Source organism: Rubrivirga marina (genome assembly GCF_002283365.1).
GTDB lineage: Bacteria > Bacteroidota > Rhodothermia > Rhodothermales > Rubricoccaceae > Rubrivirga > Rubrivirga marina.
On sequence record NZ_MQWD01000001.1, the window covers coordinates 2418020 to 2441576 of the forward strand.

The 23557-nt window shown below is 71.8% G+C and carries 23 protein-coding genes and 5 tRNA genes; 22 read left to right on the forward strand and 6 right to left on the reverse strand.

Annotated features, from left to right (window positions below; translation table 11 throughout):
• Positions 1–14 precede the first annotated feature (14 nt).
• Genes lhgO through BSZ37_RS09885 form a run of 3 tightly spaced genes read right to left on the reverse strand, consistent with a single transcriptional unit; the run spans position 15 to position 3243 of the window.
• The gene (gene lhgO / locus BSZ37_RS09875) at positions 15–1208 is read right to left on the reverse strand and encodes an L-2-hydroxyglutarate oxidase (RefSeq protein ID WP_095510393.1); all 1194 of its coding nucleotides are present in this window, start codon (positions 1206–1208) and stop codon (positions 15–17) included.
• Positions 1209–1210: 2 nt separating this feature from the next.
• The gene (locus tag BSZ37_RS09880; protein WP_095510394.1) at positions 1211–2662 is read right to left on the reverse strand and encodes a T9SS type A sorting domain-containing protein; all 1452 of its coding nucleotides are present in this window, start codon (positions 2660–2662) and stop codon (positions 1211–1213) included.
• The gene (locus BSZ37_RS09885; protein WP_095510395.1) at positions 2659–3243 is read right to left on the reverse strand and encodes a hypothetical protein; all 585 of its coding nucleotides are present in this window, start codon (positions 3241–3243) and stop codon (positions 2659–2661) included. Before BSZ37_RS09885 ends, BSZ37_RS09880 begins: the two co-directional genes overlap by 4 nt.
• A 211-nt stretch (positions 3244–3454) precedes the next feature.
• On the opposite strand from BSZ37_RS09885, the gene BSZ37_RS09890 reads away from it, so the two are divergent.
• From BSZ37_RS09890 to BSZ37_RS09905, 4 genes are all read left to right on the forward strand, one after another.
• Complete coding sequence (locus tag BSZ37_RS09890) at positions 3455–6562, forward strand: thiamine pyrophosphate-dependent enzyme (protein WP_218830465.1); 3108 nt, start codon at positions 3455–3457, stop codon at positions 6560–6562.
• Between the two features lies 1 nt (position 6563).
• Complete coding sequence (locus tag BSZ37_RS09895) at positions 6564–7298, forward strand: DUF1573 domain-containing protein (RefSeq protein ID WP_095510396.1); 735 nt, start codon at positions 6564–6566, stop codon at positions 7296–7298.
• Between the two features lie 30 nt (positions 7299–7328).
• The gene (locus BSZ37_RS09900) at positions 7329–8150 is read left to right on the forward strand and encodes a DUF547 domain-containing protein (protein ID WP_095510397.1); all 822 of its coding nucleotides are present in this window, start codon (positions 7329–7331) and stop codon (positions 8148–8150) included.
• Positions 8151–8268: 118 nt separating this feature from the next.
• Entirely contained in the window at positions 8269–8733 is a 465-nt protein-coding gene (locus BSZ37_RS09905; protein WP_095510398.1) for an MOSC domain-containing protein, read from the forward strand.
• A gap of 3 nt (positions 8734–8736) precedes the next feature.
• On the opposite strand, the gene BSZ37_RS09910 is transcribed toward BSZ37_RS09905, so the two are convergent.
• From BSZ37_RS09910 to BSZ37_RS09920, 3 genes are all read right to left on the reverse strand, one after another.
• A complete protein-coding gene (locus BSZ37_RS09910) occupies positions 8737–9540 on the reverse strand; it encodes a CDP-alcohol phosphatidyltransferase family protein (RefSeq protein ID WP_095510399.1) in 804 nt (267 codons plus the stop codon).
• Between the two features lie 129 nt (positions 9541–9669).
• On the reverse strand, positions 9670–10854 hold the full coding sequence (locus BSZ37_RS09915; RefSeq protein WP_095510400.1) for a cystathionine gamma-synthase: 1185 nt from the start codon (positions 10852–10854) through the stop codon (positions 9670–9672).
• Positions 10855–10937: 83 nt separating this feature from the next.
• A complete protein-coding gene (locus tag BSZ37_RS09920) occupies positions 10938–12092 on the reverse strand; it encodes a tetratricopeptide repeat protein (protein ID WP_095510401.1) in 1155 nt (384 codons plus the stop codon).
• Between the two features lie 165 nt (positions 12093–12257).
• Here BSZ37_RS09920 and BSZ37_RS09925 point away from each other — a divergent pair, with 165 nt between their 5' ends.
• From BSZ37_RS09925 to rplL, 18 genes are all read left to right on the forward strand, one after another.
• Positions 12258–13217 carry a hypothetical protein gene (locus tag BSZ37_RS09925; RefSeq protein ID WP_095510402.1) on the forward strand — a complete coding sequence of 320 codons (960 nt, stop codon included), beginning with the start codon at positions 12258–12260 and terminating at the stop codon, positions 13215–13217.
• A gap of 80 nt (positions 13218–13297) precedes the next feature.
• Positions 13298–14584, forward strand: coding sequence for a fumarylacetoacetase (gene fahA, locus BSZ37_RS09930; protein ID WP_095510403.1), 1287 nt, complete (start codon positions 13298–13300; stop codon positions 14582–14584).
• A 126-nt stretch (positions 14585–14710) separates the two neighbouring features.
• Entirely contained in the window at positions 14711–15793 is a 1083-nt protein-coding gene (queA, locus tag BSZ37_RS09935) for a tRNA preQ1(34) S-adenosylmethionine ribosyltransferase-isomerase QueA (RefSeq protein ID WP_095510404.1), read from the forward strand.
• A 77-nt stretch (positions 15794–15870) separates the two neighbouring features.
• Positions 15871–16605, forward strand: coding sequence for a 2-C-methyl-D-erythritol 4-phosphate cytidylyltransferase (ispD, locus tag BSZ37_RS09940; protein WP_095510405.1), 735 nt, complete (start codon positions 15871–15873; stop codon positions 16603–16605).
• A 64-nt stretch (positions 16606–16669) separates the two neighbouring features.
• Positions 16670–17149 (forward strand): 2-C-methyl-D-erythritol 2,4-cyclodiphosphate synthase, encoded by a 480-nt coding sequence (gene ispF, locus BSZ37_RS09945; RefSeq protein WP_095510406.1) that lies wholly within the window; start codon positions 16670–16672, stop codon positions 17147–17149.
• Positions 17150–17791: a DedA family protein gene (locus BSZ37_RS09950; protein ID WP_095510407.1), complete on the forward strand. Its 642-nt coding sequence runs from the start codon at positions 17150–17152 to the stop codon at positions 17789–17791. It abuts the gene before it with no gap.
• 68 nt (positions 17792–17859) lie between these two features.
• Positions 17860–17932 (forward strand) — tRNA-Thr (locus BSZ37_RS09955).
• Between the two features lie 43 nt (positions 17933–17975).
• Positions 17976–18058: transfer RNA gene (locus tag BSZ37_RS09960), tRNA-Tyr, on the forward strand.
• 92 nt (positions 18059–18150) lie between these two features.
• Positions 18151–18223, forward strand: a tRNA-Gly gene (locus BSZ37_RS09965).
• Positions 18224–18311: 88 nt separating this feature from the next.
• Positions 18312–18383: transfer RNA gene (locus BSZ37_RS09970), tRNA-Thr, on the forward strand.
• 64 nt (positions 18384–18447) lie between these two features.
• A complete protein-coding gene (gene tuf, locus BSZ37_RS09975; RefSeq protein ID WP_095510408.1) occupies positions 18448–19635 on the forward strand; it encodes an elongation factor Tu in 1188 nt (395 codons plus the stop codon).
• Between the two features lie 132 nt (positions 19636–19767).
• A tRNA-Trp gene (locus BSZ37_RS09980) sits at positions 19768–19840 on the forward strand.
• A gap of 50 nt (positions 19841–19890) precedes the next feature.
• The gene (gene secE / locus BSZ37_RS09985) at positions 19891–20106 is read left to right on the forward strand and encodes a preprotein translocase subunit SecE (protein ID WP_095510409.1); all 216 of its coding nucleotides are present in this window, start codon (positions 19891–19893) and stop codon (positions 20104–20106) included.
• A gap of 40 nt (positions 20107–20146) precedes the next feature.
• Complete coding sequence (nusG, locus tag BSZ37_RS09990) at positions 20147–20689, forward strand: transcription termination/antitermination protein NusG (protein ID WP_095510410.1); 543 nt, start codon at positions 20147–20149, stop codon at positions 20687–20689.
• 206 nt (positions 20690–20895) lie between these two features.
• Entirely contained in the window at positions 20896–21333 is a 438-nt protein-coding gene (rplK, locus tag BSZ37_RS09995; protein WP_095510411.1) for a 50S ribosomal protein L11, read from the forward strand.
• Between the two features lie 100 nt (positions 21334–21433).
• Positions 21434–22156: a 50S ribosomal protein L1 gene (gene rplA / locus BSZ37_RS10000; RefSeq protein WP_095510412.1), complete on the forward strand. Its 723-nt coding sequence runs from the start codon at positions 21434–21436 to the stop codon at positions 22154–22156.
• Positions 22157–22174: 18 nt separating this feature from the next.
• The gene (gene rplJ, locus BSZ37_RS10005; protein WP_095510413.1) at positions 22175–22705 is read left to right on the forward strand and encodes a 50S ribosomal protein L10; all 531 of its coding nucleotides are present in this window, start codon (positions 22175–22177) and stop codon (positions 22703–22705) included.
• Positions 22706–22796: 91 nt separating this feature from the next.
• On the forward strand, positions 22797–23174 hold the full coding sequence (gene rplL, locus BSZ37_RS10010; RefSeq protein WP_095510414.1) for a 50S ribosomal protein L7/L12: 378 nt from the start codon (positions 22797–22799) through the stop codon (positions 23172–23174).
• Positions 23175–23557 lie beyond the last annotated feature (383 nt).

Genomic DNA, 23557 nt, shown 5'->3' on the forward strand with positions numbered 1-23557 from the left:
CGGGGCCGGAAGAGCTAGAGGCGCTGGAGTGCCCGGCCGGCGACCTCGTCGCCGACGGCGAGCGACGCCGTCGCCGCCGGGCTCGGTGCGTTGATGACGTGGACGGCCCGCGCCGTCTCCTCGATCACGAAGTCGTCGGCGAGCGTGCCGTCGGGGTGGAGGGCCTGCGCGCGGACGCCGGCCGGGGCTCGCTCCAGGTCCTGGCGCCGGAGCTGGGGGAGGAGCCGGCGGGCGGCCTTCCAGAACGTCGTCAGGCTGAGGGAGCGCGCGAGCTCGTCGAGGCCCGACCGGACGTGGCGGCGGGCGAGCCGACGGAACGCCGGCGAGGCGAGCGCCTCGCCCAGGTCGCGGGGGCGGACGGTCGAGAACCGGTAGCCGTCGCGCGCGAACGCCAGCGCCGCGCTCGGCCCGGCGTCGACCGTCCCGTCGACCCGGCGCGTGAGGTGGACGCCGAGAAAGGGAAGCGCGGGGTCCGGCACCGGGTAGATGAGGCCGCGGACGAGCTTGGCCGCGTCGGGCTTGAGGAGCGCGTACTCGCCGCGGAACGGGACGAGCTCGACCGACGGCGTGGCGCCGAAGAGCTTCGCCACGCGGTCGGCCCAGAGCCCCGCGCAGGTCACGAGGGCGCGCGCCTCGATGGCGCCGCCGTCCGTCTCGACCACGACGCCCGTGCTCGTCTCGCGTCCGCTCATGACCGCCGTGCCCGTGCGGATCTCGGCGCCGGCCTCCTCCAGCCGCTCGGCCATCCGGCGGGCGACCGCCGAGAAATCGGTGACGCCTGTCGACGGGACCCAGAGCGCGGCGACGCCCGCGGCGTGGGGCTCGCGCTCGCGGAGACCGTCGGCGTCGAGCCGCTCGGTGGCGACGCCGTTGGCGACGGCCCGCTCGGCGAGGGCGTCGAGGCGGGGGACCTCGTCGTCGGTCACGGCCACCACGACTTTCCCGGAGCGCGTCCACGGGATCCCCTCTTCGTCGCAGAACGCCTCCATCCGGGCCTTACCGGCCTGGCAGAGCGCGGCCTTCCGGCTTCCCGGGCGGTAGTAGAGGCCCGCGTGGAGGACGCCCGAGTTTCGCCCGGTCTGGTGGCAGGCGACGACGTCCTCTTTCTCGACGACGACGACGCGGAGGTCGGGCCGCGCCGCGAGCGCCGCGCGGGCCGTCGCCAGCCCGACGAGCCCGGCGCCGACGACCACGAGGTCGACCGCCACGCCTAGCGGACGAGGACGACGCGCGTGGTGCCCCGCGCCGTCTCGCCGCGGAGGCGGACGACGTACGTCCCGGCCGGCAGTCGGCGCCCGTCGATCCGGAGCTCCTGCCACTCGCCCTGCACCGCGACGCCCTCGAAGAGGACCTGGACGCGGCGGCCCGTGAGGTCGTACAGCTCGGCCGTCACGGACTGGGTCCGCTCAACGCGGAAGCGCGAGACCGTCGTGAGCGAGAACGGGTTCGGTCGGGCCGACTCGAACTCGACGCCCTCGACCCCGTCGACGGTCGAGAGCTCGAAGCCGATGGGGACGAGCATCGGACCGGCGATGTCGCACTCGAACGGGGAGCCGGCCGTGTGGAGCGCGCCGGAGCGGTACCAGAACACGGTGTCCTCGCCCTCGACCGACTCACCGTCGACGAAGGGCTCGAAGGCGAAGGCGCAGCCGGACGAGATCGTCTTCCCGTCGTCGATCTCGTCCATCTTGTAGCGGAGGACGAGCGCGTCGGTCTTCGAATACTCGTCGACGGGGAGGCGGAGGTCGGCGTCGCTCGGGCGGATCTCGTAGCCGATGCCCGTGGCGCCGTCGACCACGCTCCAGTACGTCGGGTCGGCGGTGCCTCCGAGCACGCGGGACGACTCGGTCGTGAAGACCTGGCCCTCGGTGCCCTCGGCCGCGAACTCGCGGACCACATCGTTTTTGGGCGTCCCGTCGAGGTCGAAGTCGAACCGCCAGTAGGCGTGGTGGCGGTGGCCGACGGAGGTGCAGACGGCGTCGGCGGCGGCGAACGAGAACTCGGGCCAGATCCGGCCGTCGGCGTAGAAATGCCACTTTATGCGGTAGCGATACCACCCGGCCTCGGTGTGGGCCGTGAGCACGAGCTCGTCGCCGTAGTCCTCGACGGCGATCCCCTCGAACAGGCCGACGTCACCGCCGGGCGAGGGGTTCGACGGGGTGTCGTTGGCCTCACAGGCTGTCTCCACGACGCCCGGCGCGCTCAGTGCGATGCCGGTCTGGATCGTGACCTCGCCCCCCGCACTGGCCCGGAACTCGCGGAACGTGCCGCAGTCGGTCACGACCGAGGCGTCGTCGCCGATCTCGATCGAGGCCTCGTCGTCCTGCCAGTCGCGAAAGCACCCGCAGCCGCCCTCATCGTACTCCACGTTGAGCACGGGCACGCCGGCGCGGGCCAGCACGGTCCGCCCGCGGTAGGTCACGTCGCGGATCTCGAGGCCGCTGCTGTTGAGGGTCGTCCGGTTGTTCGGCCGGTACACGTCGAACTCCCAGAGCGGGGCGTCGGCCGGCCACGCGATGTGGCCGTTGGGGACGGTCGCGGGCGGCGGGCCGTCGCCGTACGTGCCGTTCGTGGCGCACGTGGCGTCGGTCAGCCCGACCTGGGCGGAGGGGGAGAGCGCCAGGAGGGCGAGCGCGGCGGAGGCGAAGAGGGCGCGTGTCACTGGCGGCGGGACTGCTGGCGGGCGGCCGGGTGGGCCAGGTTGCTGTCGGCGTCCGCGTCGGCGTCGGCGTCGAGGACGCGGAGCGTGCGGAGGTCGACGACGGCGTAGCGGATCCGGCGGGCCGGGGCCTCGGGCGTCACCTCGAACACATCGACGGTCACGCACCGGCCGCCGGGGCCGCAGGGGTGGCCCGCCTCGCGGACGAGCGGGAAGCCGCCCTCGACGTGGACCTCGCCGCCGGCCGCGTCGATGAGCGGGGCCACCTCGGGGTGCCGCGCGACGAGGAGACGGGCCGCGTCCAACTCGGCCTCGGTCGGAGCGGCGACCGACGTCGAGCGGACGTCCCGGCTGAGCGTCGCGCCGTCGGCGTCGACGGTCTCGTCGGTATAGGTGCCCGCAACGGGGTCGTAGGTCACGGTCCGCGTGATGCGCGCGTGGGTGCCGTCGTCGGTCTTCACTGAATCCGTGACCGCGAACAGGACGCGGGGGGCACTCGCGTTGACGCGGAGAGCCTGCGCGCCCACGGCGGGCACGGTGAGAACCGCCAGCAGAGCGGCTACGAGCAGGCGATGGGCAGACATCTCGTGGGGGGGACGAGGACCCGCCAAGCTACGGGGGTCCTCGCGGAAACCCAATCCCCGCGCACTCGGGCACGCCGTCGTGCCCTTTCTCGGGCGGTCGGGCACCTCGGGGTGGGGGGGAGGCGTTAGACGCCCGCTTATCTTCGGCACGGGCCGTCGCAGCGTCTCGTGCGGTCGCCCCGTCTCTTTTCTCGTTCTCTCCGTTCCCCCGATGGCCTCCGACGATCGCCGCTCTGACGACTCCGCCAACGCCCGCTCGCACTTCACGACGCGGACGTTCCTGATGCCCGACGACGAACCCGGTGACGGGGCCGCCGTCGAGCACGAGGCCCCCGAGGCGTCGTTCGGTACGGGCGGCGTCGACGACGACACGCTCGACGCCGTGGTCGGTGGCGGGGCCCCGGTCTCGGACGAGCCCGCGGCGGAGGCGACCGGAGCCGAGGCGCCGGCCGGGCAGGAGCCCTCGTTCGTGTGGGCCGCCCCCGAAGTCCCCGAGTCGGTCCCCGAGGCGGAGGAGGAGCCCGCGGGCGCCTCCGGCACGGAGCCGACCTACGCCGCCGACGCGCCGCAGGTCATGGACCTCTCGGAGCTCAGCCCGGCCACCGAGACGCTCACGCCGTCTTTCTCTGAGAACGTTCCGGAAGCGCTGCCGGAGCCCGCCCCGTCCGCCTCGGGGCTGTCGCCAGTGGAGTCCGACACCGAGGATGCGGACCAGCCCGAGGACGCCGAGCCTTCCGCGTCGTTGGCGACGGCTGAAGTGGGAGATGCGTCACCGGCCGACGAGCCGGACGCCGCCGAGATCGACGAGCTCACCACGCCCCTGACGGCGCCGCTCGCCGAGTCGAAGCCGGAGGAGGCGTCTGGCGCGGAGGCGCCCGCGATGGCCGAGGCGGCGGCGTCGGACGATCCGCTTACCATGGAGCCTGAGGCCGCGGACGTGCCAGAGGACGATCTCGCTGCAGAGCCATCCGATAACGACCCGTTCCGCTCGGCCGGTGACGGAGCGCAGGCGTCCGCCTCCATCGTCGACGCCGGCGATGACGCGACGGACGCTGAACCCGCGGACGTTGTCGTGGAGGAAGAGGCCCACGACCCCATCGAGGCGGGCGTGGCCGACGAGATGGACGAGGCCGTCGGAGCGGAGCCCACGCTGGCGGACGACGAGCCCACCGACACGGACGAGGAGACGACGACCGCCGCGGTCGACGAGGCGTTCGAGATGCAGGCCGACGCCGGCAAGGCGGACGCGGACGGGGCCGGCGAGATCGAGGGGACCCTCGAGGTCGAGCCGCTCGGGCCGGAGGACTTCGACCCGGACGACCTCCGCGGCGTCCTCCGCACGATGATGCTCTCGCGGCGGCTCGACCAGAAGATGCTCAACCTGCTCAAGCAGGGGAAGGGCTTCTTCCACATCGGCTCGGCCGGCCACGAGGCCAGCCAGACGGCCGTCGCCCGCGAGTTCGAGGGCGGCTCCGACTGGTTCTGCTTCTACTACCGCGACCTCGCAACGGCGCTCACGGTCGGCATCACGCCGGACGAGGTGCTCCGCGCCCACTTCGGCAAGGCCGACGACGTGTTCGGCGGCGGGCGCCAGATGCCCGAGCACTTCGGCAAGCGCGAGCTCAACATCATGTCGACGTCGTCGTCGGTGGCGGCGCAGTACCTCCCGGCCGTCGGCTTCGCGCTGGCGTGCAAGCGGGAGGACGGCGAGGTCTCGGAGGACGCGCCCGGCCGGGCCGTCTACGCGTCCGGCGGCGAGGGCTCGACGAGCCAGGGCGCCTTCCACGAAGCGCTCAACTGGGCCGCCCGCGAGGCGCTTCCGGTCCTCTTCCACATCCAGGACAACAAGTACGCGATCTCGGTCCCGGTCGAGGAGCAGACGGCCGGCGGGTCGATCTGGCACCTCCTCGGCGGCTACGCCGGCCTCCAGCGGATCCGCTACGACGGGACCGATTTCTTCCAGTCAGCGGCGGCGGCCCGGGCGGCGATGGCCCACATCCGCGCCGGCCACGGGCCCGTCGCGCTCCACGCCGACCTCGTCCGGCTCCTCCCCCACTCGTCGTCCGACGACCACCGGAAGTACCGCGAGCAGGAGGCCATCGACGCCGACGCCGCGCGCGACCCGCTCCCGCGCTTTGCCACCCGCCTCGTCGAGGCCGGCGTGATGACCGACGAGGAGGTCGACGCGCTCCGCGACGAGGTCGCCGCCGAGGTCGACCGGATCGCCCGCGAGGTGGCCGCCGAGCCCGACCCGGACCCGGCCGAGGCCACGAGCCACGTCTACTTCGAAGGCGAGGACACCCGCCGCTACGAGGCCGATGGCGAGACGGGCGACCTCGTCGTCATGGTCGACGCCATCAACCACGCGATGGCCGAGGAGATGGAGCGTGACGAGCGCGTGCTCGTCTACGGCGAGGACGTCGGCGGCGGGAAGGGGGGCGTGTTCACCGCCACGCGCGGACTGACCGAGCGGTTCGGGCGCGACAGGTGCTTCAACAGCCCGCTCGCCGAGAACTCGATCATCGGCAGCGCCGTCGGGCTGGCCGGCGCCGGCTACAAGCCCGTCGTCGAGATCCAGTTCGCCGACTACATCTGGCCCGGCATGCAGTCGCTCCGCAACCAGGTGGCCTCGATGCGCTACCGGTCGAAGGGCGCGTGGGCCTGCCCGATGGTCCTCCGCGTCCCGACGGGCGGCTACATTCACGGCGGCCTCTGCCACAGCCAGAACGTCGAGGCCCTGTTCGCCCACTTCCCCGGCCTCCACGTCGTCCTGCCGTCGAACGCGGCCGACGCCAAGGGGCTCTTGAAGACGGCGATTCGCGGGGAGGACCCGGTCCTCTTCCTGGAGCACAAGGCGCTCTATCGCCAGGGCCCGGCCCGGCGCCCCGAGCCCCACGCCGAGTACCTCGTCCCGCTCGGCAAGGCCGCCATCGCTCGCGCCGGTACGGACCTGACCATCGTGACGTGGGGCGCCATCGTCTACAAGGCGCTCAACGTGGCGAAGGCGCTCGAGAAGGAGGGCGTGTCGGTCGAGGTCATCGACCTCCGCTCGATCCTCCCGCTCGACGCCGCGACGGTTCTCCAGTCGGTCAAGAAGACGGGCCGCGCGCTCGTGGCCTACGAGGACCACGAGTTCATGGGCTTCGGCGCCGAGGTCGCCGCCCAGGTCGCCGACGCGGCCTTCGGCTTCCTCGACGCGCCCGTCCGACGCGTCGCCGGCGCCTTCTCGTCGATCCCCTACGCCGACGTCCTCGAGAAGGTCGTCCTCCCGCAGGACGACGACGTGTTCACCGCCGCCCGCGCCGTCCTCGACTTCTAACATGGCCCTCCGCCTCCTCCTTCTCGCCCTCCTGGCGGCGTCCGCCAGCGCCCAGGGCCGCCTCGCCTTCGACGCCGAGATCCTCGACCTCGGGCGGATCGCCGAGGCGGACGGACCCGTCGAGCGGACGTTCCGCTTCACGAACGCAGGCGACCAACCGGTCCGGCTCACGTCCGTCGAGGCGTCGTGCGGCTGCACCACGCCGTCGTGGACGGAGGACGCGGTCGCGCCAGGGGAGGAGGGGGTGATCCGCGTGGCTTACGACCCGGCCGGCCGGCCCGGCGACTTCGAGAAGGCCGTGTTCGTCCAGGCCGAGGGCGCCGAGCCGAACGCGGTGACGCTCCGGGTCGAGGGCGTCGTCCGGCCTGCCCTCGCGGACGCCGGCGAGCGCATCGGCTCGCTCGCGTTCAACCACACGACGGCCGACGCGGGCGTGGCGCCGGCCGGCGAGCCGCTCCAGACGGCGTTCCAGTTCGCGAACGCCGGCGCGGGGCCCGTGCGGATCGAGCGGGTCGATGCTCCCGAGGGCGTCGAGGTCGCCTCGCCGTCCCGCCCCATCTTCCCCGACGGCCTCGGCGGCCTGTTCGTATCGGTTGCCGACCCCGCCGTGCTCGCGGAGGCGGACGCGGTCGCCTTCGAGATCGTCCTCCACACGACCGACGCGGAGGCGCCCGTCAAGCGCGTGACGGTGACGGGGCGGGTCGGGCCGCCGCGCGTGATCCCCGACGGCGAGTAAGACCGCGCGCGGCGGGCGCGTTGAGGGGACATGCGCCGTGTCCTGCTGTCCGCTCTCGTCCTGATGGCCGTCGTTCCGGCTCGTGCCCAGCGTGCCGTCGAGGTCCCCCTCACCCGCGTCCTGCGCGCCGTCGTCACCGACGAGGGGCGCGTGGACTACCGGCGTCTCGCGGCGGAGCACCGCGACGACCTCGACGCCGCGCTCCGCGCCATCGACCGGCAGGACCCGGCCGCGCTCCGCACCGACGCCCAGAAGACCGCCTTCTACGTCAACGCGTACAACGCGCACGTGATGGGGCGCGTCCTCGAGCACGGAGCGACAAACTTGGAGCGCCAGGACCTCTTTCAAGAGTTCTTTCGCTCGCCGCTCCCCGTCGCCGGTCACCGCATGACGCTCGACCAACTCGAGCACGGGGTCCTCCGCCGACAGGCGCAGGTCGACGGCGCGCCCGTCCTCCCGGCGCTCCGCGCCTTGCGGCCGAGCGCGTTCGACGTCCGCATCCACGCGGCGCTCAACTGCGCGGCCGTCTCGTGCCCGCCGCTGCTCGACCGGGCCTACACCGCCGAGACGCTCGACGCGGACCTCGCCGCCCGCTGGCGGGCCTTCCTCGGCTCGTCCCGCGCCGCGCGTCTCGACGGCAACGGCCGCCTCACCCTCTCGTCCCTCTTCGACTGGTTTGCCGAGGACTTCGAGGCCAGCGGCGAGGCACTGGGCGACGTGATCCTCGCGGGCATGCCCCGCCAGCGTGCCGTGACGTACCGCCGTTCCCTCGCCGGCCGCTCCGCCGCCGACCTCCGTGCCGACGACCGCGTCTCGTTCGCCTACGACTGGACGGTGAACCGGTCGAGATGAGGGGAACGGGAAGATGGGAAATGGCAGAGCGCCGCGCGATGCCTCCGACGTAGCCTTCGGGCGCCAGTCGTCTCGAGATTGGTTCGCCAGGTCCCTCGTTCTCGTTGCCCCGTTCCCCATGAGCGCCCGCGTCCTCCAGGTCAACACGTCGCCCGGCGGGGTGCCGAAGCGGGCCGTCGCCGAGGCCCGGGTCGGACGTGAGGGGCTCGACGGCGACGCCGTCAACCACCCGAAGGTCCACGGTGGGCCGGAGCGGGCCGTGTGCCTCTTCCCGCTCGAGCTGATCCAGGCGCTCCAGGCCGAGGGGCACCCGATCTATCCCGGGGCCGTCGGCGAGAACCTGACCGTCGCGGGGCTCGACTGGCCGTCGCTGGAGGTCGGCGCCGTCCTCGACGTCGGCGAGGCCCGGCTCCAACTCACGCAGCGCGCCGAGCCGTGCAACACGATCGCGGACGCATTCGCTGACCGCCAGTTCAAGCGGATCAAACCGGACCGCGTGCCGGACCAGACGCGGTGGTACGCCCGTGTGCTGACCGAGGGCGTCGTCCGTCCGGGCGACGAGATCCACGTGGCGGAGGGCTGAGGCTCAGCTGCCGCCCCGGGCCTGGCCCGTGGGGTCGGGCGGGAGGCCGTCCTCGCCCGCCTCGGGCGTCGGGTCGAGCCGGCCGATGAGGCGCGTCTCCCTCGTCGCCGACACGACGTAGAACACGACGAGGAGCCCGGTGAGCCCGAGGCCGAGGAGGTCGAACAGGGTCCACGGATGGCCGAGGACGACGAACTCGCGCGGCCCGACGGCCCACGCGACGGTGTTCAGGAGGACGCCCCCCAGCCGGAGCTCCGTCGGGCCGACGCCGCCGAACGAGATCTTGAACACGTTCCGTGCGATCGTCACCATGTTGACGAGGAGCATCAGCAGGAGCACGCCGACGCAGATGGCGAGGGCGATCTCCATCCGCATCAGCGACCCGGCCCCGACGCCGACCGTGAGGAGGACGACCGAGATCGCGTCGGCCTGGTGGTCGACGAAGAACCCGTACTTCTCGCGGCGGATCTGGCGGACGCGGGCGAGCGTGCCGTCGAGGCTGTCGCCCCACCAGTGGACGACGAGGCCGAGCGAGGCCACGTGGAGCCACAGCAGGTTCTCGCCCGCGAGCGCGTAGGCGACGGCCGAGAGGAGCGCGCCGGCGAGGGCGATGCCGGTCAGCCCGTCGGGCGTGACCCAGCGGGGCATCCGGGCCGCCATCTTCGGCAGCGCCCAGCGCTCGAAGCGGCCGAGCACGATGTCGTTGACCCGGCGCTTGGCCTTGGGCGGCGTCGTCTGGGCCGTCGCGGCGCCATCCGGCGGCGTCCGCCGCTCAGGCGTTCGGGCGGGAGCGGGGACAGTCGGCACGAGCAGCGGGGAACGTCGGGCGGAGGGCAGAAGCTAACCCTGCCGTAACACGGACCTCTGGTACGATCGCCCCACACACGCGATCCTGCCCGCCTCGGGGGGCTGCCAGAGCCCCCGAGGCGGGCGGCCTCAGACCGCGGCGAGCGCCCGGTCGAGGTCGGCGACGAGGTCGGCCTCGTCCTCGACGCCGACGCTCAGGCGGACGAGGCTGTCGGGCAGCCCGGCCGCGCGGCGGACGTCGGCGGGGATCGAGCCGTGCGTCATGCTCGCGGGGTGCGACACGAGGCTCTCGACGCCGCCGAGGCTCTCGGCGAGGGCGAACAGCTCGGTCGACTGCATGAAGCGGACGGCCGTCTCGAGCGCGTCGTCCTCCAGCACGAGCGAGACCATCCCGCCGAACCCGTCCATCTGGCGGGCGGCGGTCTCGTGGCCGGGGTGGTCCTCGAAGCCCGGGTACAGCACGCGGGCCACCTTGTCGTGGCCGCGCAGGAAGTCCGCCACCGCGCGAGCGTTTGAGCAATGGCGCTCCATGCGGAGGTGGAGCGTCTTCGTTGAGCGGAGCAGGAGGAAGCAGTCCATCGGCCCCGGCGCGGCGCCGACGGACTTGATCTGGAACCGGAGGTGCTCATTCCACCCGTCGTCCGACGTCATGACGGCTCCGCCGACGACGTCGGAGTGGCCGCCGAGGTACTTCGTGGTGGAGTGGAGCACGAGGTCCGCCCCGAGCGAGAGCGGCCGCTGGAGGTACGGGCTGGCGAACGTGTTGTCCACCGCCACGTCGACGCCCTTCTCGTGGGCGACGTCCGCGAGGGCCTCGATGTCGTAGACGCGGAGGAGCGGGTTCGTCGGCGTCTCGATCCAGACGAGCTTGGTCGCGTCCGTGATCGCCTCGGCGAGGGCCTCCGTCGAGTGGAGGTCGACGAACGTGAAGTCGACGCCCATCGGCTCGTGGATCTGGCGCATGAGCCGGTACGTCCCGCCGTAGAGGTCGCTCGTCGAGACGACGTGGTCGCCGGGTCGGAGCCGCCGGAGGATGGCGTCGATCCCGGCCACGCCGGAGGCGAACGCGATCCCGTGCGCCGCCCCTTCGAGCGAGGCCAGATTTTGCTCCAGCGCCGTCCGGGTCGGGTTGGCGACGCGGGCGTAGTCGTAGCCCTGGTGGACGTCCGGGGCCTCCTGCACGAACGTGCTCGTGAGGTGGACCGGCGTCATGATGGACCCGGTGGAGGGGTCGGGCTCCTGGCCGGCGTGGACGGCGCGGGTGCCGAAGCCGAGGGCGTCGGCCTCGGTGTCGAGGCGGGGGGAGTCGGGCATGGAGGGGCGAGCGGAGAGGAGGCAAAAAGAAAGCGGGGGCGCGGCGAACCACGCCCCCGCGGGGGAAAGATCCGAGGTCGGCGCTAGTTCATCGAGATCCCGGCGCACTCGGAGACGCCCTCGGCGTCGTCGACCCGGCCGAGCTGGGTGTAGACGCGGAAGAGGGCGTCGCAGACGCCGGCCTCGTCGGGCGTGCCGGCCGCGAGCGTGCGGGCCTGCATGAGCGGGGCGAGCGACATCTCGAGGTTGTCGTTCCGCTCGTCGATGAGCGCGTTGGCCGCGTCGACGTCCTGCTCGGCGTTGGCCCGCTCGTTGAGCGCGGCCGCGCGGTTCTGGAAGGCCGCGCCGAGGTTGTAGAACGCGTCCGAGTTGTCCGGCGCGAGCTCGGTCGCCCGCGTCAACTGGTCGATGGCCTCGTCGTACCGCTCGGACTCGAGGAGGAGCGCGCCGTAGTTGTAGCGGAGCGTCGGGTTGTCCGGCTGGGCGGCGACGGCGTCGGCGTAGCGCTCGACGGCCTGCTCGGTGTTGCCCGACTGGGTGTAGGCGTTGAGGAGCATCGTCTGGATGTCCTCGTCGTCTGGGAACCGCGTCTGGGCGTCCTCCAGGAAGGCGACGGCGTCGACGCCCCGATCGGCGAGGACGAGGGAGCGGCCGTAGTAGTAAGCGAGGATCGGGTCGTTCGGGGCGATCTGCGTGCCGCGCTCGAGCGCGGGGATGGCCTGCGAGGCGTCCCCCGTGCGGAGGTAGGCCAGGCCGAGGCCGAGGTACCCCTGCGACGAGTCCGGGTAGAGCTCCGACGACCTCTCGAAGTAGTCGACGGCGTCGGCCACGTCGGCCTCGGGGTTCCGGATGATCTCGTTGCCGGCGTTGACGGCGAGGGCCCACAGGCCGAGCCGGGTGGCCGTCACGTCGGGGTCCTCGGGCGCGAGCTGCTGCGCGCGCTCGTAGTCCGCGACCATGACGTCGTAGTTCTGGGCGAGGAACGCGGCCTTCGGCTGGGCGCCGGCCGTGTTCTCGTACTGCTGGCGGCGGACCTCGACGCGGAGGATCAGGGCCTCGACGTTGTCGGGGTTCGCGGCGAGCGCTTCGTCGAGGTTCTCGAGCGCGCGGTCGTAGTCGCCGTTTCGGAGGTCGAGCTTGGCGCCTTCGACGTTCGGGTCGCTGGAGCACCCGTCGGCCCCGCCGACGAGGAGGGCGACGACGAGCGAGAGGGAGAGGGTGAGGATGCGAGAGTGCATGAGAGGGTGGCGGGCGAAAACGAGGAGTGGCCCCGGCGCCTCCCCTGGGGGGATCACGGGGCGGGTCGGGCGGGTCACACCCTTCCACGCCCAAGCTACCGCCCGGGTCCGACCCCACCGGGGCTCTCCTCAGGACTCACGGGCTTCTCGCACGACGCCCCCCGTATGACGCCCGCCGCCGACGCCCTCCTCGACGCCCTGGTCGACTACGCCGGCCTCTTCCCGCCCGCCGGGCTCGACATGGCCCCGGCCGCGGACCTCTACGCCGAGCACCGTGCCGGCCCCGACGCGTTCCTGCTGGGCCGGTTCATCGTCCCGGCCACCCACCTCGGCGAACTCGCGGAAGAGGTCCACCGACTCGGCGGCACGCGGTGGCCGTTGTCCGTCCTCGGCCTCGCGCCTCAGGGCGACGGCGCCGATGCCTGGCTCGACGCGGCGCAAAAGACGCTCCAGACGGCACGAGACGCTGAGGCTCAGCACGACGGCTTGCTGAACGCCGAGCGGTTCGAGCTCAAGCTCCCTGCGCCGCTCGCCCGCGACCCCGACACGCTCGCGGGCCTCCTCGGCGACCTCGACGCGGCGTACCTCGACGGCGCGTCCGTCGGACCGCGCGCCGCGCTCGAGGTCCCCTACCTCGACGACCCCGAGACGGTCGAACCCGCGGCCCAGGCCGTGTCCGACGCGAACGGCCGGGCCGGGCGCCCCGCGTTCGCGCTCAAGCTGCGCTGCGGCGGCGTCACCCCCGACCTCGTGCCCGAGGCGGAGGCGCTCGCGCGGGCGATCCACCACGTGATCCGCGGCGGCGCGGCCTTCAAGGCCACGGCCGGCCTCCACCACCCGCTCCCGAACGACGACGAGGCCGTCGGCACTCGGATGCACGGGTTCCTGGGCGTCTTCGGCGGCGCGGCGCTCGCCCGTCTCCACGGCCTCGGGCCCGACGACCTCGCTGAGATTCTCGTCGACGCCGACCCCGCCTCGTGGTCGGTCGAGGACGGTCTCCGCTGGCGGTCGCTCCGGATGTCCGCGGCCGAGGTCGCCGACGCCCGCCAGCAACTGGCGCTCTCGTTCGGCTCCTGCTCCTTCGCCGAGCCCCGCGACGACCTCCGCGCGCTGGGCTGGATCTAAGTCGAGGCGCCGACGACGCGGAACGCGGCGAGGCGGAGCCCGCCGATTCCCATGCCCGATCTCCCATCCCTCCTTTCCCCATGACCCCGTTTCTCGACATCGACCCCGACACCGGCTTCGGCCTCGAGAACCTCCCCTACGGCGTGTTCTCGACCGACAAAGAGCCGCCGCGAGTGGGCGTCCGCCTCGGGGAGTTCGTGGTGGACCTCGCCGTGTTGGAGAGCCACGGCGTCGTAGGGGTGCCCGGGGCGGGCCGCCAGCCCGTGTTCGACAAGGGCTCGCTGAACGCGTTCATGGCCCTGGGGCCCGACGTCTGGGAGGCCGTCCGGTCGCATCTCCAAGAGCTCCTGAGCACCGAGGGCTCGCCGGCCCTCCGCGACGCTGCGACGCTCCGCCAGCGCGCCATCGTCCCCCTGGCGAACGTGACGATGCACCTCCCGGCCCGGATCGGCGACTACACGGACTTCTACTCGTCGCGCCAGCACGCGACGAACGTCGGGACCATGTTTCGGGGGCCTGAAAACGCACTCATGCCGAACTGGCTGCACCTCCCGGTGGGCTACCACGGCCGGGCGTCGTCCGTCGTGGTGAGCGGGACCGACGTCGTCCGCCCGAGCGGTCAGCAGAAGCCGGACGACGACGCGCCGCCGGTCTTCGGGCCGTCGAAGCTGCTCGACATCGAGCTCGAGCTTGGCTTCTTCGTCGGGCCCGGCAACGCGCTCGGCGAGCCGATCCCGGTCGAGGAGGCGAGCCGCCACATCTTCGGGTTCGTCCTGGTCAACGACTGGAGCGCGCGCGACATCCAGAAGTGGGAGTACGTGCCGCTGGGGCCGTTCCTCGGCAAGAGCTTCGCGACCTCCATCTCGCCGTGGGTCGTACCGACGGCGGCCCTCGCGCCGTTCCGCGTCGAGGGGGAGCCCCAGGGCGCCGAGGCCGGCAATCCCGAGCCGCTCCCGTACCTCCGCCAGTCGGAGCCGCGCTCGCTCGACGTGGACCTGGCCGTGGCGCTCGAGACGACCGCGATGCGGGAGGGCGGCACGGCGCCCGAGATCGTCGCCCGCTCGAACGCGACGAACCTCTACTGGAGCCCCGAGCAGCAGCTCGCGCACCACACCGTCAACGGGTGCAACGCGCGGCCGGGCGACCTCATGGCGTCGGGCACGATCAGCGGCGAGGAGAAGGGGACCTACGGCTCGTTCCTTGAGCTCACGTGGCGCGGCAGTGAGCCCATCGACCTCCCCGGCGGCGAGACGCGGACGTTCCTCCAGGACGGCGACCGCGTGGTGCTCTCGGGGGAGGCGTCCCGCGACGGGCGCCGCGTCGGGTTCGGCGAGGTGTCGGGGACGATCCGGCCGTCGCGGACGTAACTCCTTGTCCCCACGCCTCCTCCGGAGGCGCCTATATTCCGTCGCATTCGGGCGGTCCCCACCGCCGGCCCGTGCCCCCCTCGGCCGCAGCCTCTGCGGTCCCACCGCGCCACGGCCCCGCCTCGTATGCAGGTTGCTCATCCCTCGTTTCGGCAACACTCGCTCCGCCTCAGCGATTTTGACTACGAGTACCCTCGTGAACTGATCGCGGCGTACCCGGCGGAGCCCCGGGACACGGCCCGGCTCATGGTGGTCGACCGGGCGGAGGGCACGATCGAGCACCGGACGGTCCGCGATCTGCCCGAGTACTTCAACGAGGGCGACGTCCTCGTGGCCAACGACACGATGGTGTTCCCGGCCCGGCTCCGCGGGATCAAGGAGAACACGGGGGCCAAGGTCGAGGCGTTCCTCCTCCGCGAACTCAACCCCGAGCACCGGCTCTGGGACTCCATCGTCGACCCCGCCCGGAAGGTCCGCGTCGGCAACAAGCTCGTGTTCGGGGACGGCCTCGCGGCCGAGGTCATCGACAACACGACGAGCCGCGGGCGGACGCTCCGGTTCATGTTCGACGGGACGCCCGACGAGCTCTACGCCCGGATCGACGCCATCGGCGAGACGCCCATCCCGCCGTACCTCCGGCGGCCGGCGGAGCCCGCCGACCGCGTCCGCTACCAGACCATCTTCGCGCGGAAGCGCGGGGCCGTGGCCGCGCCGTCGGCCGGCCTCCACTTCACGCCGGGCCTGCTCCAGTCCCTCACCGACCAGGGCTGCGAGGTCGCCTACGTCACGCTCCACACCGGCCTCGGCTCGTTCAACCCGGTCGAGGTGGAGGACCTCTCGAAGCACCGGATGGACTCCGAGTTCTTCGAGGTGCTGCCCGAGGCGGCCGAGACCGTCAACGCCGCGCTCACCCACCCCGAGCGGACCGTCACGGCCTGCGGCACGACGGTCGTCCGGGCCGTCGAGTCGTCGCTCTCGGCGTCGAAGACGCTCAAGGCCGGGCGCGGCTGGACCGACAAGTTCATCTACCCTGTCTACTCGTTCCACATCCCCGAGCGGCTGCTGACCAACTTCCACCGCCCCAAGTCGACGCTCCTCATGACCGTCGCGGCGTTCGCGGGCTACGACCTCCTGATGGAGGCGTACGAGGAGGCGGTCCGCGAGGAGTACCGGATGTTCGCGTTTGGCGACGCGATGCTGGTGTTGTAGGGGATGAGGGACCGGGGACTGAGGTGGGCCCGCCTCGGCGTCACGCTCGGTCGGGCCAGCCGCAGCACGAGGGGGCGATGAGTGGCTCTGCAGAGCGAGTGGGCGTGGTGCTTCCGGCGGGCGGGTCGGGGTCGCGGATGGCCACGGCTGAGGCGCCGGCGAAGCAGTTCCGCTTGCTCGGCGACGCGCCCGTCCTCGTCCAGACGCTCCGGGCGTTCCTCCGGCACCCCGACGTGGGGCCGGCGGTCGTGGTGGTCCGGGCGGGGGAGGAGGGGGCGACGCGCGACCTCCTAGCCGATCACGGCGCCGAGGCGGACGTGGTCACGGGCGGGCCGACGCGACAGGCGTCGGTCCACTGCGGCGTGCGTGCGCTGCCCGCGCCGGTCGAGGCCGTGCTGGTGCACGACGCGGTCCGTCCGTTCGTGACACGATCCGTGATCGCACACGTCGTGAAGGCCGTTCGCGCACACGGAGCCGCTGCGGCGGCGGTCCGCGTCGCCGACACGCTCCGGGCGGGCGGTGACGGCCCGCTCTTCGGCGCGACCGTCCCCCGCGACGGCCTCTGGGCGATGCAGACGCCGCAGGGCGCCCGCCGCGACTGGCTCCTCCGCGCCGCGGCCAACGCGGCCGGCCACGTCGCCACCGACGAGGTCGGGCTCCTCCAGCACGCCGGCCACCCCGTCTGGATCGTCGAGGGCGATGCCCGGAACGTCAAGATCACGCGCCCCTCCGACTGGCCCCTCGCCGAGGCGCTCTGGACCACCTGGGAGCGCGACGACGTCGGGCAGGGAGACGGGGACTCCGCGGTCTGACCGTTTGGGGTGGCGCCCCGGCCTCCATGCCCGGACCTTCCCACACCTCACACCTCCACCCCGCATGCGCATCGGCCACGGCTACGACGTCCACCGCCTCGTCGAGGGGCGCCCGCTCATCCTGGGTGGTGTGACGGTCCCGGCTGCCGTCGGCCTCGACGGCCACTCCGACGCCGACGTCCTCACGCACGCGATCATCGACGCGCTCCTGGGCGCCGCCGCGCTCGGGGACATCGGCGCCCTCTTTCCCGACACCGACGCCGAGTGGAAAGGCGCCGACAGCATCGGCCTCCTCGACGCCGTGATGGAGAAGGTGGCCGAGACCGGGTACGCCGTCGGCAACGTGGACGCGACCGTCGTCCTCCAGCGCCCGAAGCTCCGGCCCCACGTCGACGCGATGCGCCAGCGTCTGGCCGGGGCGCTCCGGGTCGGCCTCGGGCAGGTCTCAGTCAAGGCCACGACGGGGGAGGGGATGGGCTTCGTGGGGACCGGCGAGGGGGCCGCGGCGCACGCCGTGTGCCTGCTCGTCGCGCGCGAGGGTTAGGTGGGCGAGTGGGTCGCCGACCTCGTCGGGTGGATCGAGGGGCTCCCGCCCGGCGGCATCTACGCGGTCCTGCTCGCCGTGGCCTACGGCGAGAACCTCGTGCCCCCGATCTGGGGCGACACGGTCATCGTTCTGTGCGGCTCGCTCGTGGGTCTCGGCGTGCTCCAGTTGGGGCCTACGATCGCTCTGGCGGCGCTGGGTGGGTCGCTCGGCTTCTTGACGGTCTTCTGGTTCGGGCGGCGGATGGGGCACGCCATCCACGACCCGACGCGGCTGCGGTGGATCCCACGCGACTTTATCTCCCGGGCCGAGCGCTGGCTGAACCGGTGGGGCTACGGCGTCGTCGCGGCCAACCGGTTCCTCGCGGGCGGGCGGGCCGTCATCGGACTCCTCGCCGGCGCCTCCGATCTCCGCTGGGCCCCGACGGCGGTGTGGGCGACGGTGAGCGCGGTCGCGTGGAGCGCCCTCCTCGTGTGGGGCGGCGCCGTCCTGGGGTCCGAGTGGGAACGCGTGCTCGACTGGCTGGCGGCCTACGGGCGGGTCGTGACGGTCGTGCTGGCCGTTGTGCTGGCCGTCGTCGCGGTGCGCTGGTGGCTCCGTCGACCGAAGAACTCACGGCGAAGAGACGCCGAGGCAGGCTGAGTCGGGCCACCTTCGGTTGACGCCCCCCTCCGGGACGGGCTAGCTTCGCGATCCGCGATGCCCGCGCCGCTGGCGTAGCTCAACTGGCAGAGCAGCTGATTTGTAATCAGCAGGTTGGGGGTTCGAGTCCCTTCGCCAGCTCCGCCGAGCCACCCGTGACGCGGCCTCGCACGTTCTTTCTTCCGGGCAGGTGGCCGAGTGGTTAAAGGCGACAGACTGTAAATCTGTTCTCTCACGAGTACGGAGGTTCGAATCCTTCCCTGCCCACGATTAGGCATTGTCGATCGGGAGACCGCCGATTGGTGATTGGGCCGCGCCGCTCGATCGCGAGTCGAACGTCACCCAGTCGCTCATGCGATGCGGGAGTAGCTCAGTTGGTAGAGCATCAGCCTTCCAAGCTGAGGGTCGCGGGTTCGAGTCCCGTCTCCCGCTCCCGGACTTGGCGATGAGGTGATCGGCGATCGATCGATTGGGAACAACCCATCGTTCAATCCCCCTCTTCAGTCGACAATCCACCCCCGCCTCCTTAGCTCAGCGGTAGAGCACTTCCATGGTAAGGAAGGGGTCCCCGGTTCAAGTCCGGGAGGAGGCTCCGCGGCCCGCGCCGCCCAGTGACACCCAACCCAACGCGCAGCGAGCGCTCAGACTACAGACCCATGGCGAAGGAGCAATTCCAGCGGACGAAGCCGCACGTGAACGTCGGGACGATCGGCCACGTCGACCACGGCAAGACGACGCTGACGGCGGCGATCACGAAGGTGCTCGCCGAGGCGTCGGGCGGCGAGGCGAAGAACTTCGAGGACATCGACAACGCCCCGGAGGAGCGGGAGCGGGGGATCACGATCGCCACGGCCCACGTCGAGTACGAGACGGCCGAGCGGCACTACGCCCACGTCGACTGCCCGGGCCACGCGGACTACGTCAAGAACATGGTGACGGGGGCGGCCCAGATGGACGGGGCGATCCTCGTCGTCGCGGCGACCGACGGGCCGATGCCCCAGACCCGCGAGCACATCCTCCTGGCCCGCCAGGTCGGCGTGCCCTACATCGTCGTGTTCATGAACAAGGCGGACCTCGTCGACGACGAGGAGCTCCTGGAGCTCGTCGAGATGGAGGTCCGCGAGCTCCTCTCGAGCTACGAGTTCCCGGGCGACGACCTCCCGGTGATCCAGGGGTCGGCGCTGGGGGCCCTGAACGGGGAGCCGGAGTGGGTGGCGAAGGTCGACGAGCTCATGTCGGCCGTCGACGCGTACATCCCGACGCCGGAGCGGGCGGTCGACCGGCCGTTCCTCATGCCGGTCGAGGACGTGTTCTCGATCACGGGCCGGGGGACCGTCGTGACGGGCCGGGTCGAGCGGGGGTCGATCAAGGTGGGGGACCCCGTCGAGATCGTCGGGATGCAGGAGGAGAAGATGACGTCGACGGTGACGGGCGTCGAGATGTTCAGGAAGCTCCTGGACTCGGCCCAGGCCGGGGACAACGCGGGGATCCTCCTCCGGGGGATCGAGAAGACGGCGGTCGAGCGGGGGATGGTCCTGACGAAGCCGGGGGCCGTCACGCCGCACAAGCGGTTCGAGTGCGAGGTGTACATCCTGTCGAAGGACGAGGGGGGCCGGCACACCCCGTTCTTCAAGGGGTACCGTCCCCAGTTCTACTTCCGGACGACGGACGTGACGGGGGACATCGAGCTGGCCGAGGGGGTCGAGATGGTCATGCCGGGGGACAACACGCAGTTCACGGTGGACCTCATCGTCCCGGTGGCGATGGAGGAGGGGCTCCGGTTCGCGATCCGCGAGGGCGGGCGGACCGTGGGGGCCGGCGTCGTCTCCAAGATCCTCGACTGAGCCGGCCTGGAGTCACCGCCTCGGCGCCCGCGCCGAGGCGGCGGTCTCCATCGGTCCTTCCGAACACGGTGCCCGCCGGTTCGTAGATTGATGCGTCCGCCGGCGTCCTTCGGGGCGCCGGCGGTCCGCTAAACGGGCGTAGCTCAATTGGCAGAGCAGCGGTCTCCAAAACCGCAGGTTGTAGGTTCGAGTCCTGCCGCCCGTGCCCGGCCTCTCGGCCCTCACTGACAGAACCGCCGCCCCGCGGCACGACTCATGGCGACACAGACGCAGACGAAGCCCCCTGGTGGCGCGCTCGGGAACTACCTCGTCGAGGTCCGCAAGGAGATGCGGAAGGTGAACTGGCCCAAGCGCCAGGAGCTCATCAGCAACACGGTGCTCACGCTCGTGGCGGCGCTCATCGCCGCGCTGTTCATCTTCTTCGCCGACGAAGTGATCAGCACGGCCCTCCGGTTCATCTACGGCAGCTAGGCGACGTCCCTCCGCGCTCCGCACCCGCATCGATACCCCCATGGCCCGCCCCCCGATCCGCAAGTGGTTCGTCCTCCGGACGTTCTCCGGCCACGAGAAGAAGGTCAAGGAGTACCTGGAGAGCGAGGTTGAGCGGCTCGGCTACGACGACAAGCTGACCCAGGTCGTGATCCCGACCGAGACGGTCTTCGAGATGCGCGCCGGCAAGAAGCGGACGCGCGAGAAGACGTCGTTCCCCGGCTACATCCTCCTCGAGGCCATCGTCGACCCGTACCTCCGCGAGGTCATCAACGGGGCGCCGTCGACGATCGGCTTCCTCGGCGCCAACGGCGAGCCCGTCCCGCTCCGGCCCGACGAGGTCAACCGGATCCTCGGGATGATGGACGAGGACAAGGGCGAGGTCATGGAGATCCCGTTCAAGGAGGGCGACGCCGTCAAGGTCGTCGACGGCCCGTTCAACACGTTCACCGGCTTCGTCGAGGAGGTCTACCCGGACAAGATGAAGGTCCGCGTGATGGTCTCGATCTTCGGGCGGAAGACGCCGCTGGAGCTCGACTACCTCCAGGTGGAGCACGAGGGCTGATCCGCTCCTCGTCGTCGCTCTGGGAGGGCGGAGAGCCGGTCTCTTCGAACGGCCCGCCGAGGCGGGGTGAAAGGCGGGCGAAGCCGGTCTGAGGGCTCATTCTGGGGCGGCTCCGCCTCTAGCTTCTCCGTTCCGCCGTGCCGCGTTGGCACGGCCTCACATTCGCGGGAGCCGGTGACCCCGGCGTTGGCACCGCACAGATATCGATGGCGAAGAAAATCGACGGCTACATCAAGCTGCAGATCAAGGCCGGCCAGGCCAGCCCGGCCCCGCCGATCGGCCCGGCGCTCGGTCAGAAGGGCGTCAACATCATGGAGTTCTGCAAGGCGTTCAACGCCGCGACGCAGGACAAGATGGGCCTCGTGATCCCGGTCGTGATCACGGTCTTCGGCGACAAGAGCTTCACGTTCATCACGAAGAGCCCGCCGGCGGCGGTCCTCCTCCGGAACGCGGCGAAGATCCAGAAGGGCGCCGGCGACCCGCTCCGCGAGAAGGTCGGCAAGGTGACCTGGGAGCAGTGCCGCGACATCGCTCAGCAGAAGCTCGAGGACCTCAACGCGACCGACCTCGACAACGCCGCCCGCATGATCGCGGGGACGGCCCGGTCGATGGGCATCACCGTCACCGGCGCGCCGGTCGCGTAACGATTCGCGCCGCCCCGGCGGCGACTGACCGGGCGCCCGTCGCGCCCCCCACCGCGGGAGCCAGTCACGCTGGCGTTCGGACCGCACACCCCACACAACCATGGCAAAGAGAGGCAAGCGCTACCGTCAGGCGGCCGAGCTCGTCGCGACCGCGACCGAGCAGGCCGGCGGCGCGCTCCCGCTCGACCAGGCCGCGCAGCTCGTCAAGATGACGGGTCGGGCCAAGTTCGAGGAGTCCGTCGACATCGACATCCGGCTGGGCGTCGACCCCCGCCACGCCGACCAGATGGTCCGCGGCTCGGTCGCGCTCCCGCACGGGACCGGCAAGACCGTCCGCGTGCTCGTCCTCACGAACGAGGGCAAGCAGGCCGAGGCGGAGGCCGCCGGCGCCGACATGGTCGGCCTCGACGAGTACGTCGACAAGATCCAGAATGAGGGCTTCACCGACTTCGACGTGCTCATCGCGTCGCCCGACGTGATGCCGCAGGTCGGCCGGCTCGGCCGCGTGCTCGGCCCCCGCGGGCTCATGCCGAACCCGAAGTCGGGGACGGTCACGAACGACCTCGCCGAGGCCGTCGAGGCCGTCAAGGCGGGCCGGATCGACTTCCGCGTCGACAAGGCCGGGATCATCCACACCTCGATCGGCAACGTGTCGTTCTCGGACGACCAGATCCGCGACAACGCCGACGCCTTCCTGAAGGAGATCGTCCGGCTCCGCCCGGCCGCCGCCAAGGGCCTCTACGTCAAGAGCGTCACGCTCTCGACCACGATGGGCCCGCCGGTCCCGGTCGAGCGCGCCGCCGCTGTTTCCGCCACCCGATAACCGACAACTCCCACTGACATGCCGCTTACCAAAGAGCAGAAGCAGGAGGCGCTCGGGGCCATCGCGGAGACGCTCGAAGGCGCCAACACCGTCTACCTCACCGACTACCAGGGCCTGACGGTCGAGCAGGCGACCGGCCTCCGCCGGGCGTTCCGCGAGGCCGACGTCCAGTACAAGGTCCTCAAGAACACGCTCCTCCGCCGCGCGATGGAGCAGCAGGGCGGGTTCGACGACCTGCTCGAGCAGCTCAACGGCCCGACGGCCGTCGCGTTCACGAACGACCCGGCCGGCCCGGCCAAGGTGCTCAAGAAGTTCCTCGAGGACAACGACCTCGAGGTCCCCCGCTTCAAGGGCGCCTACATCGACGGCGCGATCTACGGCGACGACCAGCTCGACGTGCTGGCCAGCCTCAAGAGCAAGGACGAGCTCCTCGCCGACATCCTCGGGCTCCTCATGGCGCCCATCACGAACGTCGCGTCGGCCCTCGGCGCGCAGGGCGCTGGCCTCGCCAGCGTCATCCAGCAGATCTCCGAGAAGGAGGAAGGCTGATCTCACCCCGCCGGCGCCCGCGCCGGCACTCCCTTAATCAGCGGCGTAGCCGACACCCGGCCGAGACCGCCGCAGGAACCAACCCACCATCATGGCAGACATCAACAGCATCGCCGAGAGCCTCGTCAACCTGACGATCAAGGAGGCCAACGAGCTCCTCACCGTCCTCAAGGACGAGTACGGCATCGAGCCGGCCGCCGCCGCGGCCGTGGTCGCCGGCCCGGCCGGGGGCGACGGCGCCGCCGCCGCCGAGGAGCAGACCGAGTTCGACGTGATCCTCGCCGGCATCGGCGGCAACAAGATCGCCGTCATCAAGGAGGTCCGCGGCATCACGGGCCTCGGCCTCAAGGAGGCCAAGGAGCTCGTCGACAACGCCCCGTCCCCGATCAAGGAGGGCGCCTCGAAGGAGGAGGCCGACGAGGTCAAGGCCAAGCTCGAGGGCGCCGGCGCCACGGTCGAGCTCAAGTAAGCCCGCGCTGGCGGCCCGCCCCGACAGCCCCGCGCTGCACCGAGCGGTCCCCGCCAGCCCGCCGCGTCTCGCCCGCCCTCCCCGGCACTGCCGAGTGGGGGGCGGGCGTTCGCGGCATCCGGCGGCACGCCCTTTTCGAGCGTTCGTCGAATCCCGGCCGGGCCCCGCCCGCGCCGGACGCGAACCGGCTGGAACTCCGCGTTCCACGTCGCGTTCCGCTCCGTCGGCCCCGCTGCGCCAACGCGCCTGCCTCCGGGCAGCGCTCGAGGCGCCCGGGGTCCCGGATGCCCGCGCCGTCCGATCCCACCTCGGCCGGCGCCGCCCGGCGGCTCGCACGCACCCGCGTGTGGGCCGCGGCCGGGCCCACCAGCATCAGCGGTCAT

What these genes read in the sequence shown, in the direction of transcription:
- BSZ37_RS09885 (WP_095510395.1), bottom strand. Translation starts at nt 3,243, where the DNA reads ATGTCTGCCCATCGCCTGCTCGTAGCCGCTCTGCTGGCGGTTCTCACC.
- BSZ37_RS09890 (WP_218830465.1), top strand. Translation starts at nt 3,455, where the DNA reads ATGGCCTCCGACGATCGCCGCTCTGACGACTCCGCCAACGCCCGCTCG.
- BSZ37_RS09895 (WP_095510396.1), top strand. Translation starts at nt 6,564, where the DNA reads ATGGCCCTCCGCCTCCTCCTTCTCGCCCTCCTGGCGGCGTCCGCCAGC.
- BSZ37_RS09900 (WP_095510397.1), top strand. Translation starts at nt 7,329, where the DNA reads ATGCGCCGTGTCCTGCTGTCCGCTCTCGTCCTGATGGCCGTCGTTCCG.
- BSZ37_RS09905 (WP_095510398.1), top strand. Translation starts at nt 8,269, where the DNA reads ATGAGCGCCCGCGTCCTCCAGGTCAACACGTCGCCCGGCGGGGTGCCG.
- BSZ37_RS09915 (WP_095510400.1), bottom strand. Translation starts at nt 10,854, where the DNA reads ATGCCCGACTCCCCCCGCCTCGACACCGAGGCCGACGCCCTCGGCTTC.
- BSZ37_RS09920 (WP_095510401.1), bottom strand. Translation starts at nt 12,092, where the DNA reads ATGCACTCTCGCATCCTCACCCTCTCCCTCTCGCTCGTCGTCGCCCTC.
- BSZ37_RS09925 (WP_095510402.1), top strand. Translation starts at nt 12,258, where the DNA reads ATGACGCCCGCCGCCGACGCCCTCCTCGACGCCCTGGTCGACTACGCC.
- fahA (WP_095510403.1), top strand. Translation starts at nt 13,298, where the DNA reads ATGACCCCGTTTCTCGACATCGACCCCGACACCGGCTTCGGCCTCGAG.
- queA (WP_095510404.1), top strand. Translation starts at nt 14,711, where the DNA reads ATGCAGGTTGCTCATCCCTCGTTTCGGCAACACTCGCTCCGCCTCAGC.
- ispD (WP_095510405.1), top strand. Translation starts at nt 15,871, where the DNA reads ATGAGTGGCTCTGCAGAGCGAGTGGGCGTGGTGCTTCCGGCGGGCGGG.
- ispF (WP_095510406.1), top strand. Translation starts at nt 16,670, where the DNA reads ATGCGCATCGGCCACGGCTACGACGTCCACCGCCTCGTCGAGGGGCGC.
- tuf (WP_095510408.1), top strand. Translation starts at nt 18,448, where the DNA reads ATGGCGAAGGAGCAATTCCAGCGGACGAAGCCGCACGTGAACGTCGGG.
- secE (WP_095510409.1), top strand. Translation starts at nt 19,891, where the DNA reads ATGGCGACACAGACGCAGACGAAGCCCCCTGGTGGCGCGCTCGGGAAC.
- nusG (WP_095510410.1), top strand. Translation starts at nt 20,147, where the DNA reads ATGGCCCGCCCCCCGATCCGCAAGTGGTTCGTCCTCCGGACGTTCTCC.
- rplK (WP_095510411.1), top strand. Translation starts at nt 20,896, where the DNA reads ATGGCGAAGAAAATCGACGGCTACATCAAGCTGCAGATCAAGGCCGGC.
- rplA (WP_095510412.1), top strand. Translation starts at nt 21,434, where the DNA reads ATGGCAAAGAGAGGCAAGCGCTACCGTCAGGCGGCCGAGCTCGTCGCG.
- rplJ (WP_095510413.1), top strand. Translation starts at nt 22,175, where the DNA reads ATGCCGCTTACCAAAGAGCAGAAGCAGGAGGCGCTCGGGGCCATCGCG.
- rplL (WP_095510414.1), top strand. Translation starts at nt 22,797, where the DNA reads ATGGCAGACATCAACAGCATCGCCGAGAGCCTCGTCAACCTGACGATC.